10 protein-coding genes and 2 tRNA genes are annotated in these 14,042 nt (G+C 62.2%); 10 read left to right on the forward strand and 2 right to left on the reverse strand.

Going from position 1 to position 14,042, the window contains the following annotated elements; translation table 11 throughout:
* Positions 1-368: 368 nt before the first annotated feature.
* A complete protein-coding gene (locus tag LB515_RS17945) occupies positions 369-1,139 on the reverse strand; it encodes a hypothetical protein (RefSeq protein ID WP_140840505.1) in 771 nt (256 codons plus the stop codon).
* Between the two features lie 534 nt (positions 1,140-1,673).
* Here LB515_RS17945 and LB515_RS17950 point away from each other — a divergent pair.
* Entirely contained in the window at positions 1,674-1,961 is a 288-nt protein-coding gene (locus LB515_RS17950) for a hypothetical protein (protein WP_095765001.1), read from the forward strand.
* Between the two features lie 335 nt (positions 1,962-2,296).
* Here the strand turns inward: LB515_RS17950 and LB515_RS17955 are convergent.
* Positions 2,297-2,371, reverse strand: a tRNA-Asn gene (locus tag LB515_RS17955).
* Between the two features lie 208 nt (positions 2,372-2,579).
* On the opposite strand from LB515_RS17955, the gene LB515_RS17960 reads away from it, so the two are divergent.
* The 9 genes from LB515_RS17960 to LB515_RS18000 all read left to right on the forward strand — a co-directional run bounded on the left by LB515_RS17960 (position 2,580) and on the right by LB515_RS18000 (position 13,917).
* Positions 2,580-2,840, forward strand: a complete 261-nt coding sequence (locus LB515_RS17960; RefSeq protein ID WP_095765002.1) for a hypothetical protein — start codon at positions 2,580-2,582, stop codon at positions 2,838-2,840.
* Positions 2,841-3,002: 162 nt separating this feature from the next.
* A tRNA-Cys gene (locus LB515_RS17965) sits at positions 3,003-3,076 on the forward strand.
* A gap of 92 nt (positions 3,077-3,168) precedes the next feature.
* A complete protein-coding gene (locus LB515_RS17970; protein WP_224708494.1) occupies positions 3,169-3,843 on the forward strand; it encodes a protein-L-isoaspartate O-methyltransferase family protein in 675 nt (224 codons plus the stop codon).
* A gap of 186 nt (positions 3,844-4,029) precedes the next feature.
* Positions 4,030-5,412, forward strand: a complete 1,383-nt coding sequence (locus tag LB515_RS17975) for a TolC family outer membrane protein (RefSeq protein WP_095765004.1) — start codon at positions 4,030-4,032, stop codon at positions 5,410-5,412.
* 279 nt (positions 5,413-5,691) lie between these two features.
* Positions 5,692-6,489 carry a PopZ family protein gene (locus LB515_RS17980; protein ID WP_224708495.1) on the forward strand — a complete coding sequence of 266 codons (798 nt, stop codon included), beginning with the start codon at positions 5,692-5,694 and terminating at the stop codon, positions 6,487-6,489.
* A gap of 210 nt (positions 6,490-6,699) precedes the next feature.
* The gene (locus LB515_RS17985) at positions 6,700-9,483 is read left to right on the forward strand and encodes a valine--tRNA ligase (RefSeq protein ID WP_224708496.1); all 2,784 of its coding nucleotides are present in this window, start codon (positions 6,700-6,702) and stop codon (positions 9,481-9,483) included.
* A gap of 362 nt (positions 9,484-9,845) precedes the next feature.
* Positions 9,846-11,087 (forward strand): OmpP1/FadL family transporter, encoded by a 1,242-nt coding sequence (locus tag LB515_RS17990; RefSeq protein WP_224708497.1) that lies wholly within the window; start codon positions 9,846-9,848, stop codon positions 11,085-11,087.
* Positions 11,088-11,378: 291 nt separating this feature from the next.
* Entirely contained in the window at positions 11,379-13,103 is a 1,725-nt protein-coding gene (gene ilvD, locus LB515_RS17995) for a dihydroxy-acid dehydratase (RefSeq protein ID WP_224708498.1), read from the forward strand.
* Positions 13,090-13,917, forward strand: a complete 828-nt coding sequence (locus tag LB515_RS18000) for a tetratricopeptide repeat protein (protein WP_095765008.1) — start codon at positions 13,090-13,092, stop codon at positions 13,915-13,917. Before ilvD ends, LB515_RS18000 begins: the two co-directional genes overlap by 14 nt.
* The last annotated feature ends 125 nt before the right edge of the window (positions 13,918-14,042 follow it).

Below are 14,042 nucleotides of genomic sequence, written 5' to 3' on the forward strand. Positions count from 1 at the left end.
GAAAAAGGTCCATGGCGATGGGGACAGCATTGGCATCGAAGAGGACGAGGCCTAGCCGGCGACGACAGCGGGTCGTCACCTCGGCGAAGCGGCCCGGCAAGGCTGGCGGGGTAGAACCAGTCAGGCCGGGCCTGACCAGCAAGGCTCGCAACGCTCCGGCTGAGATCGAGCCTATCAGCCCGACCCAAGATTCTTGCCATACGAATGGAGGATGCCTAGCCAGCCAGTGGGAACCAAGACCCGCCTTGCCAATAAATCGACGGTTGTTCCTGGAACTACGGTGACCGAACTGCCCGTGCGGGTGTAGACGTTTGGCGGCTGCAGCCGTCTTCGCCGACGGTGAATGGAAGTCCGTTGTAGGCCGCCACTCAATCCAACGGGATTGGCGGATAGGCTGCTGAGTGCAAGCTGCGTTTGTACCTCGCCAAGATTTCCTCTTCGATTTCGTCGATCGCCAGCGTTAGTGCACGTTGATTGTTGGCGTCGACATCAATGATCGACCGGCCGCGTGCCGTCAGCAAGCCGCATACGCGCGCCACGACGGTGGCCGACTGAAGCCTTTTGTCCAATCCGGTTTCGAACAAACGCTCGGCAAAGGTGTGGCTCTTCTGTCTCCGGTCAAGCCGCTCGATGAGAAGTTGCTCGCAGGCGTCGATTCTAACCACCACGTCCGACTCCGGGATGAAATCCAGCGCGTGTGCAAGGCACGTCTCATCTGCTGTTCCACTGAAGCAGGCGAGCATCGAAACCGCCTGAACGAAGGCTTCGTCGAAAATAAGAATTTCCTCGCTCGCGGCAGATTGGCGCCATGCGCGGGCAAGGCGGAGAACGTACTGACTTAGCCTGATGCGCCAGATCACGTTTCTGGGAGGCAGTGTGTGCACCAGGTTTGCGCGAATTCTGAAGTCGACGGCATTTGCGGATGGGCGACAGGCCATGCCAATCGAGCGTGCAGCCGCGCGAGCGACTCGACACATCGCAGTGACAATGCCGCCGGGGTCCAGCATGGATCGGTGAACAACCCGCCGGTCAGTGAGAACAATCCGTGCAGGGTGTCCGTGAGCCCGCAACTGTTCATAAAGCGCATGCGCAAATGTCGTTTTGCCTGACCCAGCCGGACCTGCGAATTCAACAATCATGCGTTAGGAACCCCGCTGGACTGGCTACATGTCGTATCGGGGGACCATCTTCGGCGACCGCAGCTCCTGAGCCATTTTCGCCGCCTGGAAGGTTGTCATCAGAACGTAGGTCGTTTCACCTTCGGTCGAGTTTATGGCCAAGACCACGCGGCCAATCTCGTCACTCATGGCGCAAGACCAGTCTTTGACAGCAATCGCTCGTTTCCAGGCCATTTTGCCCCTGCCTTTCCTTCGCAAGGTTATTTGGCCTCGTGAAGACCAGCAATTTGGACTGAATGCCCATTCCGTTGGGCCTAACGTCGTTGTCTGCGTTAGTTCAATTGGTGAGCAATCGAGATGCCAGGCTTCAGATTTGGCGGAATTACGGTGGCTAATGATCAGAGCCAGCGCTCCTGGAGCAATGTGAGGCTGCACCGTCACTGTAATTCGGGCGCAACCGCCTTGGTTGTTTGCAACGCGTGGGAACGTCTCGAATGACTGCGCGTTCTTTCGTCACGGTCACATTTCATTGGGACCTAACCGGAGGATATTCAAATGAAAATCAAGATGCTCTGCATGAGCGCAGTTGCGCTCGCAATGATGGGTAGTGCCGCGATGGCCGGTAGTAGCACCGGCACGTCTGCGCTCGACGACCCGGCCAAGATGTCGCCGTTCTTCACCGACGCTGGCATGAAAACATTGAGAACCGAGGCGGATTTCAAGACTGCCTGGATGGCCATGAAGCCGGATGAGCGTACAGCGATTTTGAAAGACTGCGGCGACGCAACCATCAACAAGGCGCACGCGGACTTCTGCGCGATGGCCAAGAAGATGGGAGGCTGAAGCCTCCCCTCTATGAGCACATCACACCGTTCTCCCGCTAGGGAATGATCCCAATGCGCTCGGGTGACGGGTTGAGGCGGTCGATTCCGCATGGATGCGGCCGCCGTTTAAAACCCGCTGCCTTGCCATGGGCGGCGGGTTTTTGGCGGGCGCCTGCCCTCAATTCTGCATCGCCAGCATCTGGAAACAGACAACAATTAGACGGTTTCGGCACAGTCGTGGATGCGCTTGACGGACATTACGTTGAGGTTGAACCTCGAGCGTGCCGGAATGTGGACCGCTGGGAAAGGCCGGGCTTTGAAAACGTCGAGATACAAGGCGTTCCGAGTGGAACTTGGCTCCCCGGGCCGGATTCGAACCAGCGACCAACCGGTTAACAGCCGGTTGCTCTACCACTGAGCTACCGGGGAACGGAGGCTCTGACGTGAGTGGCGCAGCCTATAGCAAACACCTTTCGGCTTTGCAAAGAAGCATTTCGCAATTTTTCTCCAGTTTTTGATGCGGCTATTTGTGCCATCGTCCGGCGCGCCCACATATGAAGGGCTTCACACCGGCGCGGAACAAGGCGGCCGGTTGTCGTCTTGATATGGCTTAGGCAGCAGATGGGATCTGGCTTGAATGACCGCAGCGGATGATGACAACGCCCCGGCGCGGAAGATTTCGATCTTCGGCCGCGAGTTCACCATGCCGCGCTCGCGCGGCTGGCGAATCGCGATCGGCATGCTGCTTACGCTCGGCGGGCTTCTGGGCTTTCTGCCGATTCTCGGTTTCTGGATGATTCCGCTCGGTCTCCTGGTTCTATCCTATGAATTCGCGATGATCCGACGCCACCGGCGGCGTTTCGTCGTCTGGTGGGAACGCCGGCGGCGCCCAGACTGAGAGCACGCCGCGGCTCCGCTGCAGTGATTCCGGACCCATGAAACCGATTGGTAATCACCACTTTGGCGCTCGATGCGAAAGCGCCGGGAATGACGCGCGAGCGCTTGACGACCTTTGAGCGCCAACATAATGAGTTCGCTCGGAACGCCGGGAGCATTGCGAGGCCTCGTGGCGGAGTGGTTACGCAGAGGACTGCAAATCCTTGGACCCCGGTTCGATTCCGGGCGAGGCCTCCAGATGCTTGCGGGCTCCAGCGCAATCGCGCCGGAGCGGGGTTCCGGTTGAAGTTTTGGCCGCGCGCCTGGCGCGGGGAGCGGATTGTTGGGACATGAACGCTGATTTCTCCGAACGCCGCGTGAAGATGGTCGACGGCCAGATCCGCACCACAGACGTGACCAGCGCGCCGCTCATCGAAGCGATGCTAACCGTTCCGCGCGAGGCCTTTGTCGGCGCCGGACAGCAGGATCTGGCCTATATCGACGAAGACATCCGCATTTCCGACGGCGCCAATGGCAGCGGCGCACGCTACCTGATGGAGCCGTCGCCGCTCGCCAAGCTTTTGCAGCTGGCCGAGATCGACGCGAGCGATTCGGTGCTCGATGTCGGTTGCGGCACCGGCTATTCCGCCGCGTTGCTGTCCAGGCTCGCGCGTTCCGTCGTCGCGCTGGAGAGCGATGCAGCGCTGGCGGAGGCCGCGAAATCAACACTTTCCAGCCTTGGCTGCCAAAACGTCACGGTCGTTACCGGGCCGCTGCCGCAAGGGCATGCCGCCAAAGGGCCCTACAACGTCATCTTCATCGGCGGCAGCGTCGAAGAAGTGCCGCAGGCATTGCTCGACCAGCTCGCGGAAGATGGACGCCTGGTTGCGGTCGAAGGGCGTGGCAACTCTGGCGTGGCCCGGCTGTTTGTCAAGGCAGGGGGGGTCGTAACCGGAAGGCGTGCCTTTAATGCGGCAATTAAGCCACTACCGGGCTTCGAACGTGCTCACGCATTTGAATTCTGAGCGTTTTTGCCTTGCAGCGAAGGCGCTGTCATGATCGCTTGCGCCTGACAATCGTTGCTGATTTGGTTAACCGGGTGTTTTTGGGAGGCCGTCAGCGGGGGAACGATAAACAACGCGGCGCTGGCCGATCCGTAAGGGTAGGTTGGCGTGGCGTGGTTCCCATGCAAAACGAATGAGGGATATAACGTGCCGCCTCTACGCAAGAGTATTTTAGTAGCTATCCTTGTTTCGGCCACCGCGCTTTCGCCGCTGGCCGCCTCCGCCGAAACCATCACGGGCGCGCTCGCCAAAGCCTATCAGTACAATTCGCAGCTCAACGCGGCCCGCGCCGGCGTTCGCGTCACCGATGAGGGCGTGGCCATCGCCAAGTCGGGCTGGCGCCCGACCGTCACCGGTTCGGCTAACATCGACTACACCAACATACATGGCTTTGGCACCAGCCGGAGATTAACGACGGGCAGCTTCGGAGTGCAGATCAACCAGACGCTGTTCGACGGGTTTCAGACCAAGAACAATGTCGCCGCCGCCGAATCGCAGGTGAAGGCCTCGGTCGAAAGCCTGCGCAACACCGAAGAGAATATCCTGTTCAATGCGGCGAGCGCCTATATGGACGTGATTCGCGACCGCCAGGTCGCGGCGTTGACCGAGCAAAACCTGCAGTTCCTGACCGAGCAGGCGCGCGCCGCCCGCTCGCGCTTCGAGGTCGGCGAGGGCACCCGCACCGACGTGGCCCAGGCCGATGCCTCGCGCGCGACGGCCGTGGCGCAGCTGAGCGCCGCCCGCGCGACGGCGCTGGCGAGCGCCGCCACCTATCACCAGATCGTCGGCGACGAGCCGGGCAAGCTCAAGGCAGCCTCGCCGCTTGGCAAGCTGCTGCCGGGTAGCGTCGATTCCGCCTTGGCCATCGCTTCCGCCGAACATCCCGCCATTCTTGCCACACAGCACCTCGTCGATGCCGCGGCTTTTGCGGTGAAGTCGTCGGAAGGCGCACTGCTGCCGCAGCTTACGGCTTCCGCCGGCGTTTCGGACAACTACACCCACACCGTTCCCAGTTCCATCACCAGTCCTAACGGTAGTTCGACATCGGCCAATATCGGCGCTTCGCTCACCATTCCGATCTATTCGGGTGGCCGGACCTCGGCGCTGGTGCGGCAGAGCAAGGAATCACTGGGCGAGGCGCGCATCCAGGTCGATGTCAGCCGCGACCAGGTGCGCCAGGCCGTGGTCTCGGCCTGGACGCAATATGTCGCCGCGCGCCAGAGCGTGGATGCCAACAGGCAGGTGATCGATGCCGCGCAACTGGCGCTCAACGGCGTCATCGAGGAGCGCAATGTCGGCCAGCGCACGACGCTGGACGTGTTGAACGCGCAGAACGCCGTCATCACTGCCAAGATCAACCAGGCCAGTTCCGAGCGCGACGTGGTGGTGGCGAGCTATGCCATCCTGTCGGCGATGGGCCGGCTGTCGGTCGACCGTCTTGGCCTGGCAGTCGCCAAATACCGGCCGGAAGAGCACTACAACGCCGTCAAGGACAAGTGGATCGGATTGCGCACGCCCGACGGGCGCTGATTGCCGACAGCATGCTTCCTGCGAGCGCCGCGTGTCCGATGGACGCGCGGCGTTTGTCTTTCCGGGAGACTCATTCGGCTGCGCGCCGCCTAATCTGTTGAAATCCAACGTGTCCCCAGATTGGGGATTCTCGGATGACGATCGGTCGGTTACGCTGTTTCCATTGATTCGAATTCCGGCCCGGGCAGGACGGAATTCTTGGGCGGGTCAAGTTCTTGAACGGTCGGTTCTGGAACAGGTCAAGTTCTTGGACAGGTCACTAGGGCGGCGGATGTGACGATGGCGACGGCAAGCAGCGCGCAGCGCGAACCTTCCATGGAAGAGATACTGGCTTCCATCCGAAGGATCATCGAAGACAGCGACACCGGGCGCAAGCAACCGGCCGAGGCCGGCGAGCTGCGCCAGGATTTGGAGCCGGCCGCGGCTGGCGCGCCGGTTGTCGAGGTTGATGCCTTTCGTTCCGAATTGCATGCCGACACCCGCAAGCCGCCGACGCTGGCCGAGGTCCAGGCCCAGCTTGCGGCGACCGATCCAGTGCTGCCGCGCGCCGCCCGCGCCGAGCCGGTAAAGACTGCGCCTACGGCTGCGCCGACGGTTGAGCTTGAGAGTACTCCGCCGGGCGCGCAAGCGGCCGCAGGCAAGCCAGCCGCGGCAAATGCGCCGCAGACGGCCGAGACCATTGTCGCCGACTGGCGGCGCGAAATAGCGGCGGTCGGCGGCAGCACGGTCACCGCGAGACCGGCCATCCGGGTCTCGGAAGCCGCGCCGAAGGCCAAGGTCGAGAAGGAAGAGCCGGCGTTCGAAGATTCCGCGCCTGTAGGCGCGTCCCGGGCCTCCGAACCGGAGGCGCAGCCGGCCCGGCCCGCGATCCTTTCCGAGCATACGGGCCGGCAGGTCGCAGCAGCCTTTGGCGAGCTTTCCGATGCTTTTGCCAGCCGCGGCAAGAAAAGCTTCGACGAGATGGCCGAGGAGATGCTGCGGCCGATGCTGCAGGATTGGCTCGACAACAACCTGCCGACGCTGGTCGAAAGGCTGGTACGCGAGGAGATCGAGCGCGTGGCGCGCGGGGCGCAGTAACCGCCGCAACATGCAGGCTGACAAGCGCCGCCTTGGGGCGGCGCTTTTGTTTAAGGTGCTTGGATGAACGCGTCTGTCCTGGCTTAGCCGGCATTGCCGCTGGCCGCGGCAGACCTATCTGTGGAAAGCGATCGCTGCTCTCGCGGTTGACTCGGCCAAGACCTTCCGATTTACACCGGACGCTTGTTCCCGACAGTTCGGACCTCCTCCATGCTTGATAAGACCTACGACGCCAAAGCCGTCGAGCCGAAGATCGCCAAAATCTGGGAAGAGGCAGACGCCTTCCGGGCCGGCGCCGGCGCGGAGGAAGGGGCCGAAGCCTTCACCATCGTCATCCCGCCGCCGAACGTCACCGGCTCGCTGCATATGGGCCATGCGCTCAACAATACGCTGCAGGACATTCTGGTGCGCTTCGAGCGCATGCGCGGCAAGAACGTGCTCTGGCAGCCCGGCATGGATCACGCCGGCATCGCCACGCAGATGGTGGTCGAGCGTCAGCTCATGGAAAAGCAGATCCACCGCCGCGATCTGACGCGCGAAGAGTTCATTGAGAAGGTTTGGGAGTGGAAGGCCGAATCCGGCGGCGCGATCTTCAACCAGCTGAAGCGGCTCGGCGCTTCGGCCGACTGGTCGCGCGAACGCTTCACCATGGACGAAGGCCTGTCCAAGGCCGTGCTCGAAGTCTTCGTCACCCTCTACAAGGAAGGCCTTATCTACAAGGACAAGCGCCTTGTGAACTGGGACCCGAAGCTGCTCACCGCCATTTCCGACCTCGAGGTCGAGCAGCACGAGGTGAACGGCAATCTCTGGCACTTCCGCTATCCGATCGACGGCGAAGCGTTCGACCCTGAGAACCCGAAGACCTTCATCACGGTCGCCACGACGCGTCCCGAGACGATGCTCGGCGACACGGCCGTGGCCGTGCATCCCGATGACGAGCGCTTCTCCGGTCTGGTCGGCCGCAACGTCGTGCTGCCGATCGTCGGCCGCAAGATACCGATCGTCGCCGACGAGTATTCCGATCCGGAAAAAGGCTCCGGCGCGGTCAAGATCACGCCGGCGCATGACTTCAACGACTTCGAGGTCGGCAAGCGTCACAAACTGCCGGCGATCAACATCCTGACGGTCGAAGCGGCCATCAAGCTGAAGGACAATGAGGACTTCCTGGCCGGCCTAGAGGTCACGCCGGAGCGCCAGGCGGTGTGGGACGAGCTGGATGGGCTCGACCGCTTCACTGCCCGCAAGAAGATCGTCGAGCTGATGGAGGCCGGCGGCTTCCTCGACAAGATCGAGCCGCACCGGCACACCGTGCCGCATGGCGACCGCGGCGGCGTGCCGATCGAGCCGTTCCTGACCGACCAGTGGTACGTGAACGCCGCCGAGCTCGCCAAGCCGGCGATCGCCTCGGTGCGCGAGGGCCGTACCAACTTCGTGCCGAAGAATTGGGAAAAGACCTATTTCGACTGGATGGAGAACATCCAGCCCTGGTGCATATCGCGCCAGCTGTGGTGGGGTCACCAGATTCCGGCCTGGTACGGACCGGACGGGCACGTCTTCGTCGAGAAAACCGAGGAAGAGGCGCTCGCTGCGGCAATCGAATATTACCTGGCGCTGGAAGGGCCGTGGAAGGCCTGGGTCGAGGACAAGCTCGAGAACTTCCAGCCGGGCGAGATCCTGACCCGCGACGAGGACGTGCTCGACACCTGGTTCTCGTCGGCGCTGTGGCCGTTCTCGACGCTCGGCTGGCCCGACCAGACGCCGGAGCTCAAGACCTATTACCAGACCGACGTGCTGGTGACCGGCTTCGACATCATCTTCTTCTGGGTCGCCCGCATGATGATGATGGGCCTGCACTTCATGGACGAGGAGCCGTTCCACACCGTCTATGTACACGCGCTGGTGCGCGACAAGAACGGGCAGAAGATGTCGAAGTCGAAAGGCAACGTCATCGATCCGCTCGACCTGATCGACGAATATGGGGCCGATGCGCTGCGCTTCACGCTGACCGTCATGGCGGCGCAAGGCCGCGACGTGAAGCTCGATCCGGCGCGCATCGCCGGCTACCGCAATTTCGGCACCAAGCTGTGGAACGCGACGCGCTTCGCCGAGATGAACGACGTCGCGCGCAACGACGAGTTCTGGCTGAACGACGCCAAGCTGCCAGTCAACCGCTGGATCCTGACCGAGCTGACGCGGGCGGCGCGCGCCGTCACTGAAGGCATCACCAGCTATCGTTTCAATGAAGCGGCGGGCGCTGCCTACCGCTTCGTCTGGAACCTGTTCTGCGACTGGTACCTGGAACTGTTGAAGCCGGTGTTCATGGGCACGGACGAGGCCGCCAAGGCCGAGAGCCGGGCCTGCGTCGCCTTCGTGCTGGACGAAATCTACAAGCTCCTGCATCCGATGATGCCGTTCATGACCGAGGAGCTTTGGGCGCAGACCGCGGGCGATGGCAAGGAGCGCTCGTCGCTGCTTTGCCACGCCGCATGGCCGTCGCCCGATTTCGAGGATGAGGAGGCCGCCGCCGACATCAACTGGCTGGTCGATCTCGTCTCGGGCGTCCGCTCGGTGCGCTCGGAGATGAATGTGCCGCCGGCGGCAATCGCGCCGCTGACGGTAATCGGCGCCAACACGCTGACGCAGGAGCGGCTGGAGCGCCACGCGCAGGCGATCAAGCGGCTGGCGCGTGTCGGCAATATCGCGCTCGGCGATGCGCCGCCGCAAGGTTCGGCGCAGATCGTGATCAACGAGGCGACGGTAAGCCTGCCGCTCGGCAGCCTGATCGATCTCCAGGCCGAGGCCGCGCGGCTGCAGAAGGAACTGGCGAAGGTCACCGAGGAGATCGCCCGCCTGCACAAGAAGCTTTCGAATGAAAAGTTCGTCGCCAACGCGCCGGAAGAAGTGGTCGAGGCAGAGCGCGAGAAACTCGCCGAATATCGCGAGGCGCAGGAGAAGCTTTCGGTGGCTTTGACCAGGGTGCGCGACGCCGGCTGAACGGCAAGATTCGCCGCCGCTCCGAAGGCGCTTTCCGGTACGTTAGCTGCCTCGAAAATGCGGCTGCCGCTACGTTAATTTTGACGTAAACGGAAAGTTTGCGCCCCATTGTTGCCATAATGTAACAATGGGGGCCGTCAGCCCCAAAACCGGCTGTTTTTAACCCGTTTTTGGCAGTTTCCCCGGATTTTTTCGATCCTTTGACGCCGGTTCGCGCGACTTAGGCGCTGATTGCGGCGTCGATGACCATGGCAAAAATACGTGCTGTCAAGATGTACATGTACAGCTTCTGAAATCGTTGTTGCGTCATTAACCCGAATTGGTTCTAGCTTGAGCCACTTGTATTTTGGGGAGGGATTTCCATGAACATTTTGCGAGTCAAAGCGCTGCTGGGGGCAGGGTGCTTTTCGATCGCTTTGATGGGCGGCGCGATGCATCCCGCGCATGCCGGCGGCCTCGAACGCGGCGGCTACGACATCGATCTGCTGTTCGATCCGGCGCCGGTCGCGACGGAAGCGGAAGCCACATATGTGATGCCGGATCGCAAGTACAAAAATGCACTTGGTCCAGGCGGTGCTCCGCTGGGCCCGGGCTTTAGCTCGACGGCGGACGGGGCGGAGCCTTATTGGGTGCCGCGCATCGGGGTCAAAGCCCAGGTTGTTCAGGGTGTCGACTGCATGTTTGACTACTCGCAGCCTTGGGGCGCCCATACCGCGCCAGGTAGTAACTGGAACGGCGCGGTTTCGAACATTGAAACCGACATCAAGAGCGACAATTACGCCGCGACCTGCTCGTACAAGTTTGACGCGGGCAAAGGCCAGCTTCGGTTCCTCGGCGGTGTATTCTATCAGAAGGTCTACGGCTTCAAGGAAGGGTTAACAAATATCGGCTTTGGCCCCATGGTCGGGCGTGTCGATCTTGACAGCAGCGGTTGGGGGTGGCGTGCGGGTATTGCGTATGAAATCCCGGACATCGCATTGCGTGCCAGCCTTGTTTACAATTCGCAGGTGAAGCTCGACAACATTTCTGGCACGTTGGACATCGGTGGCGTCGTCTCCACCCCAATCTACGCCCCAACGCAATCCATGCCGGACACGCTTGAGTTCAAACTGCAGTCGGGTATCGCGCCCGGTTGGCTCGCTTTCGGTTCGGTCAAATGGGTGAATTGGAGCGTTCTCCAGATCGTCCCGATTTGTACCGATCAATCGAAGGCGCTCGGTGCGGCATGTAACAGCGGCGTGACGAACCCGGCTGTCAGACCGACTTCGCTTGACCTGATGTATCGTGACGGGTGGACCGTTTCCGGCGGTATCGGCCACAAGTTCAATGATCAATGGAGTGCCGCTGGTCAGCTCACTTGGGATCGCGGCACCTCACATGGCTATGGTGTCCAAACCGATACCTGGACGCTCGGCGGCGGCGTCGCCTATACGCCTCAGCCAAACGTCGAGCTTCGCTTGGCCGGTGCCATCGGCGTCATGACCAGCGGCCACTCTGGAACACTCACCGACGAGAATGGCTATACCGCAGGCGAAGACGCTACATATGACGTCGGTAACGATCTGGTCACGGCGATTTCGGGCGGAATCAAGATCAAGTTCTAAGCCGCTGAAAATGCAATAAAAAAGGCCGGGCAATGTCCGGCCTTTTTCGTTGCGTGAATGCCACTATGGCTTCGCCCTCCCGCACGCTGTTGCAGATCCGCTGCACCACTAGCCCCCGATAGGATTGTGACGTTTCAGCAACAGTTTATGAACAACCCCTGCTGTAGAAGTCAGAGAGAGGGGACTGCCCATTTCCCGCCATAAACCCGGAGCACCCGAGATATGTCCCGGGATGCGTGCCAGGTTGGCGCGGCGATGGGACGGGCCGCGGGGTGTGCGGCAAGGACGATGATGGACGCCAAGGCAATCTCCAAGGCCAAGCTGCCCAGCCGCTACGTGACCGAAGGTCCGGCGCGGGCGCCGCATCGTTCGTATCTTTATGCCATGGGCCTGTCGGCGGCCGAGATCGCGCAGCCTTTGGTCGGCGTCGCCAGTTGCTGGAACGAGGCTGCCCCCTGCAACATCTCGCTGATGCGCCAGGCGCAGGTGGTGAAGAAGGGCGTTGCGGCCGCTAACGGCACGCCGCGCGAGTTCTGCACCATCACCGTCACCGACGGCATCGCCATGGGCCACCAGGGCATGAAGTCGTCGCTGGTGTCGCGCGAGGTCATCGCCGATTCGGTCGAGCTCACCATGCGCGGCCATTGCTACGATGCGCTGGTCGGGCTCGCCGGCTGCGACAAGTCGCTGCCCGGCATGATGATGGCGATGGTGCGCCTCAACGTGCCGTCGATCTTCATCTATGGCGGTTCGATCCTGCCCGGCAGCTATCGCGGCCGGCAGATCACCGTGCAGGACGTGTTCGAGGCGGTCGGCCAGCATTCGGTCGGATCGATCAGCGACGCCGAATTGCTCGAGATCGAGCAGGCGGCCTGTCCTTCGGCCGGTTCCTGCGGCGCCCAGTTCACCGCCAACACCATGGCGACCGTTGCCGAGGCGATCGGTCTTGCGCTGCCCTATTCCTGCGGCGCGCCGGCCCCATACGAGATGCGCGACCGCTTCAATTTCGCCTCCGGCGAAAAGGTCGTGGAGCTGATCGCCAGGAACATCCGGCCGCGCGACATCGTCACGCGCAAGGCGCTGGAGAATGCGGCGACCGTGGTGTCGGCGACCGGCGGCTCGACCAACGCGGCGCTGCATCTGCCGGCGATCGCGCATGAGGCCGGCATCAAGTTCGACCTGTTCGACGTGGCGGCGATCTTCGAGAAGACGCCCTATATCGCCGACCTCAAGCCGGGCGGCAAATATGTCGCCAAGGATATGTTCGAGGCCGGCGGCATTCCGCTTCTGATGAAGACGCTGCTCGACCACGGCTATCTGCATGGCGACTGCTTGACGGTCACTGGCCGCACTTTGGCCGAAAATATGGAGCACGTTTCCTGGAATGAAAGCCAGGATGTTGTGCGTCCCGCTAATCGGCCAATCACCAAGACAGGCGGCGTTGTGGGCTTGAAGGGCAACCTTGCCCCCGAAGGCGCGATCGTGAAGGTCGCGGGCATGTCGGAACTGAAATTCTCCGGTCCGGCGCGCTGCTTCGATTCGGAAGAAGAGTGCTTCGAGGCGGTCACGCAGCGCAACTACCGGGAAGGCGAGGTTCTCGTCATTCGCTACGAGGGGCCGCGCGGCGGTCCGGGCATGCGCGAGATGCTGTCGACGACGGCGGCGCTCTACGGCCAGGGCATGGGCGGCAAGGTGGCGCTGATCACCGACGGGCGCTTCTCCGGCGCCACGCGCGGCTTCTGCATCGGCCATGTCGGGCCGGAAGCGGCGGTCGGCGGGCCGATCGGGCTGATCCAGGACGGCGACGTGATCTCGATCGACGCCGTGAAAGGCACGATCGAGGTGGCCTTGTCGGACGCCGAACTGGCGACCCGGGCAAAGAATTGGAAGGCGCGCGAGACCGACTATCAGTCCGGCGCGATCTGGAAATATGCGCAGGCCGTAGGATCGGCCCGCGACGGCGCGGTGACCCATCCGGGCGCCGCCAAAGAAACGCACTGCTATGCGGACATCTGAGGTGTTGAGGTCGTCTGTCTTTTCGGCACTGGTCGCTCTGGCGACCTTGGGCGCCGTCGGGCAGGCCATGGCCTTCGACGACAAGGTGTTCGACGACAAGACCGGCGTGAAGCCGCAGTCGAGCCCCTGGGCGGTGTTCCAGTTCGGGTTCTCCGCCTACAAGAGCGGCCATAAGGATCAGGCGGTCGAGGCCTATAAATACGCCGCCGAGAACGGCCAGATCGGCGCCACCTGGAAGCTTGCGCGCATGTATGCCGAAGGCGACGGCGTGACGCGCGACGATTACGCCGCTTTCAAGTTCTTCTCGGAAATCGTCGATCAGGATGTCGAGCCCGGCTCGCCGGAAGAAAGCTATGTGTCGGACGCGCTGGTGGCGCTCGGCGACTATCTTCGCAAGGGCATTCCCGGCACCCCGGTCGAGGAAAACGACGTCGCGGCGCAGGAATATTACATGCGCGCCGCCGCTAACTACCGCAATCCAAACGCCCAGTTCGAGATCGGCCAAATGTTCCTCAAGGGCGAGGGTGGCGTGAAGGCCAGCGTCAAGCAGGCAGGCCGCTGGCTGCAGCTCGCGGCCGAGAAGGGCCATGCCGGCGCGCAGGCGACGCTCGGCAATCTACTGTTCCAGAGCGGCAAGGTCGTGCGCGGCCTGGCGATGATGACCGCGGCGCTGGCGCGGGCTCCGGCGGCCGACCAGCCCTGGATCCGCAACATGCAGGAAGAGGCTTTCGCCGCGGCCGGCGAGGCCGATCGCCGGACCGCGATCTCGCTCGCCGACGATATCCTGACCAAGGGCAACAACGGCGACCAGTAAGCGCAGGTTGGCGATAGCGTGCATGGCAGCTTTGCGCATGCATTGGCTAATGTAGCGCTGGTCGACCCCCCACTCCGTCTCGGCTTCGCCTCGACACCTCTCCCCCGATCGACGGGGTAGAGGAA

This window comes from Mesorhizobium sp. CA15 (genome assembly GCF_020165215.1).
Classification (GTDB): domain Bacteria; phylum Pseudomonadota; class Alphaproteobacteria; order Rhizobiales; family Rhizobiaceae; genus Mesorhizobium.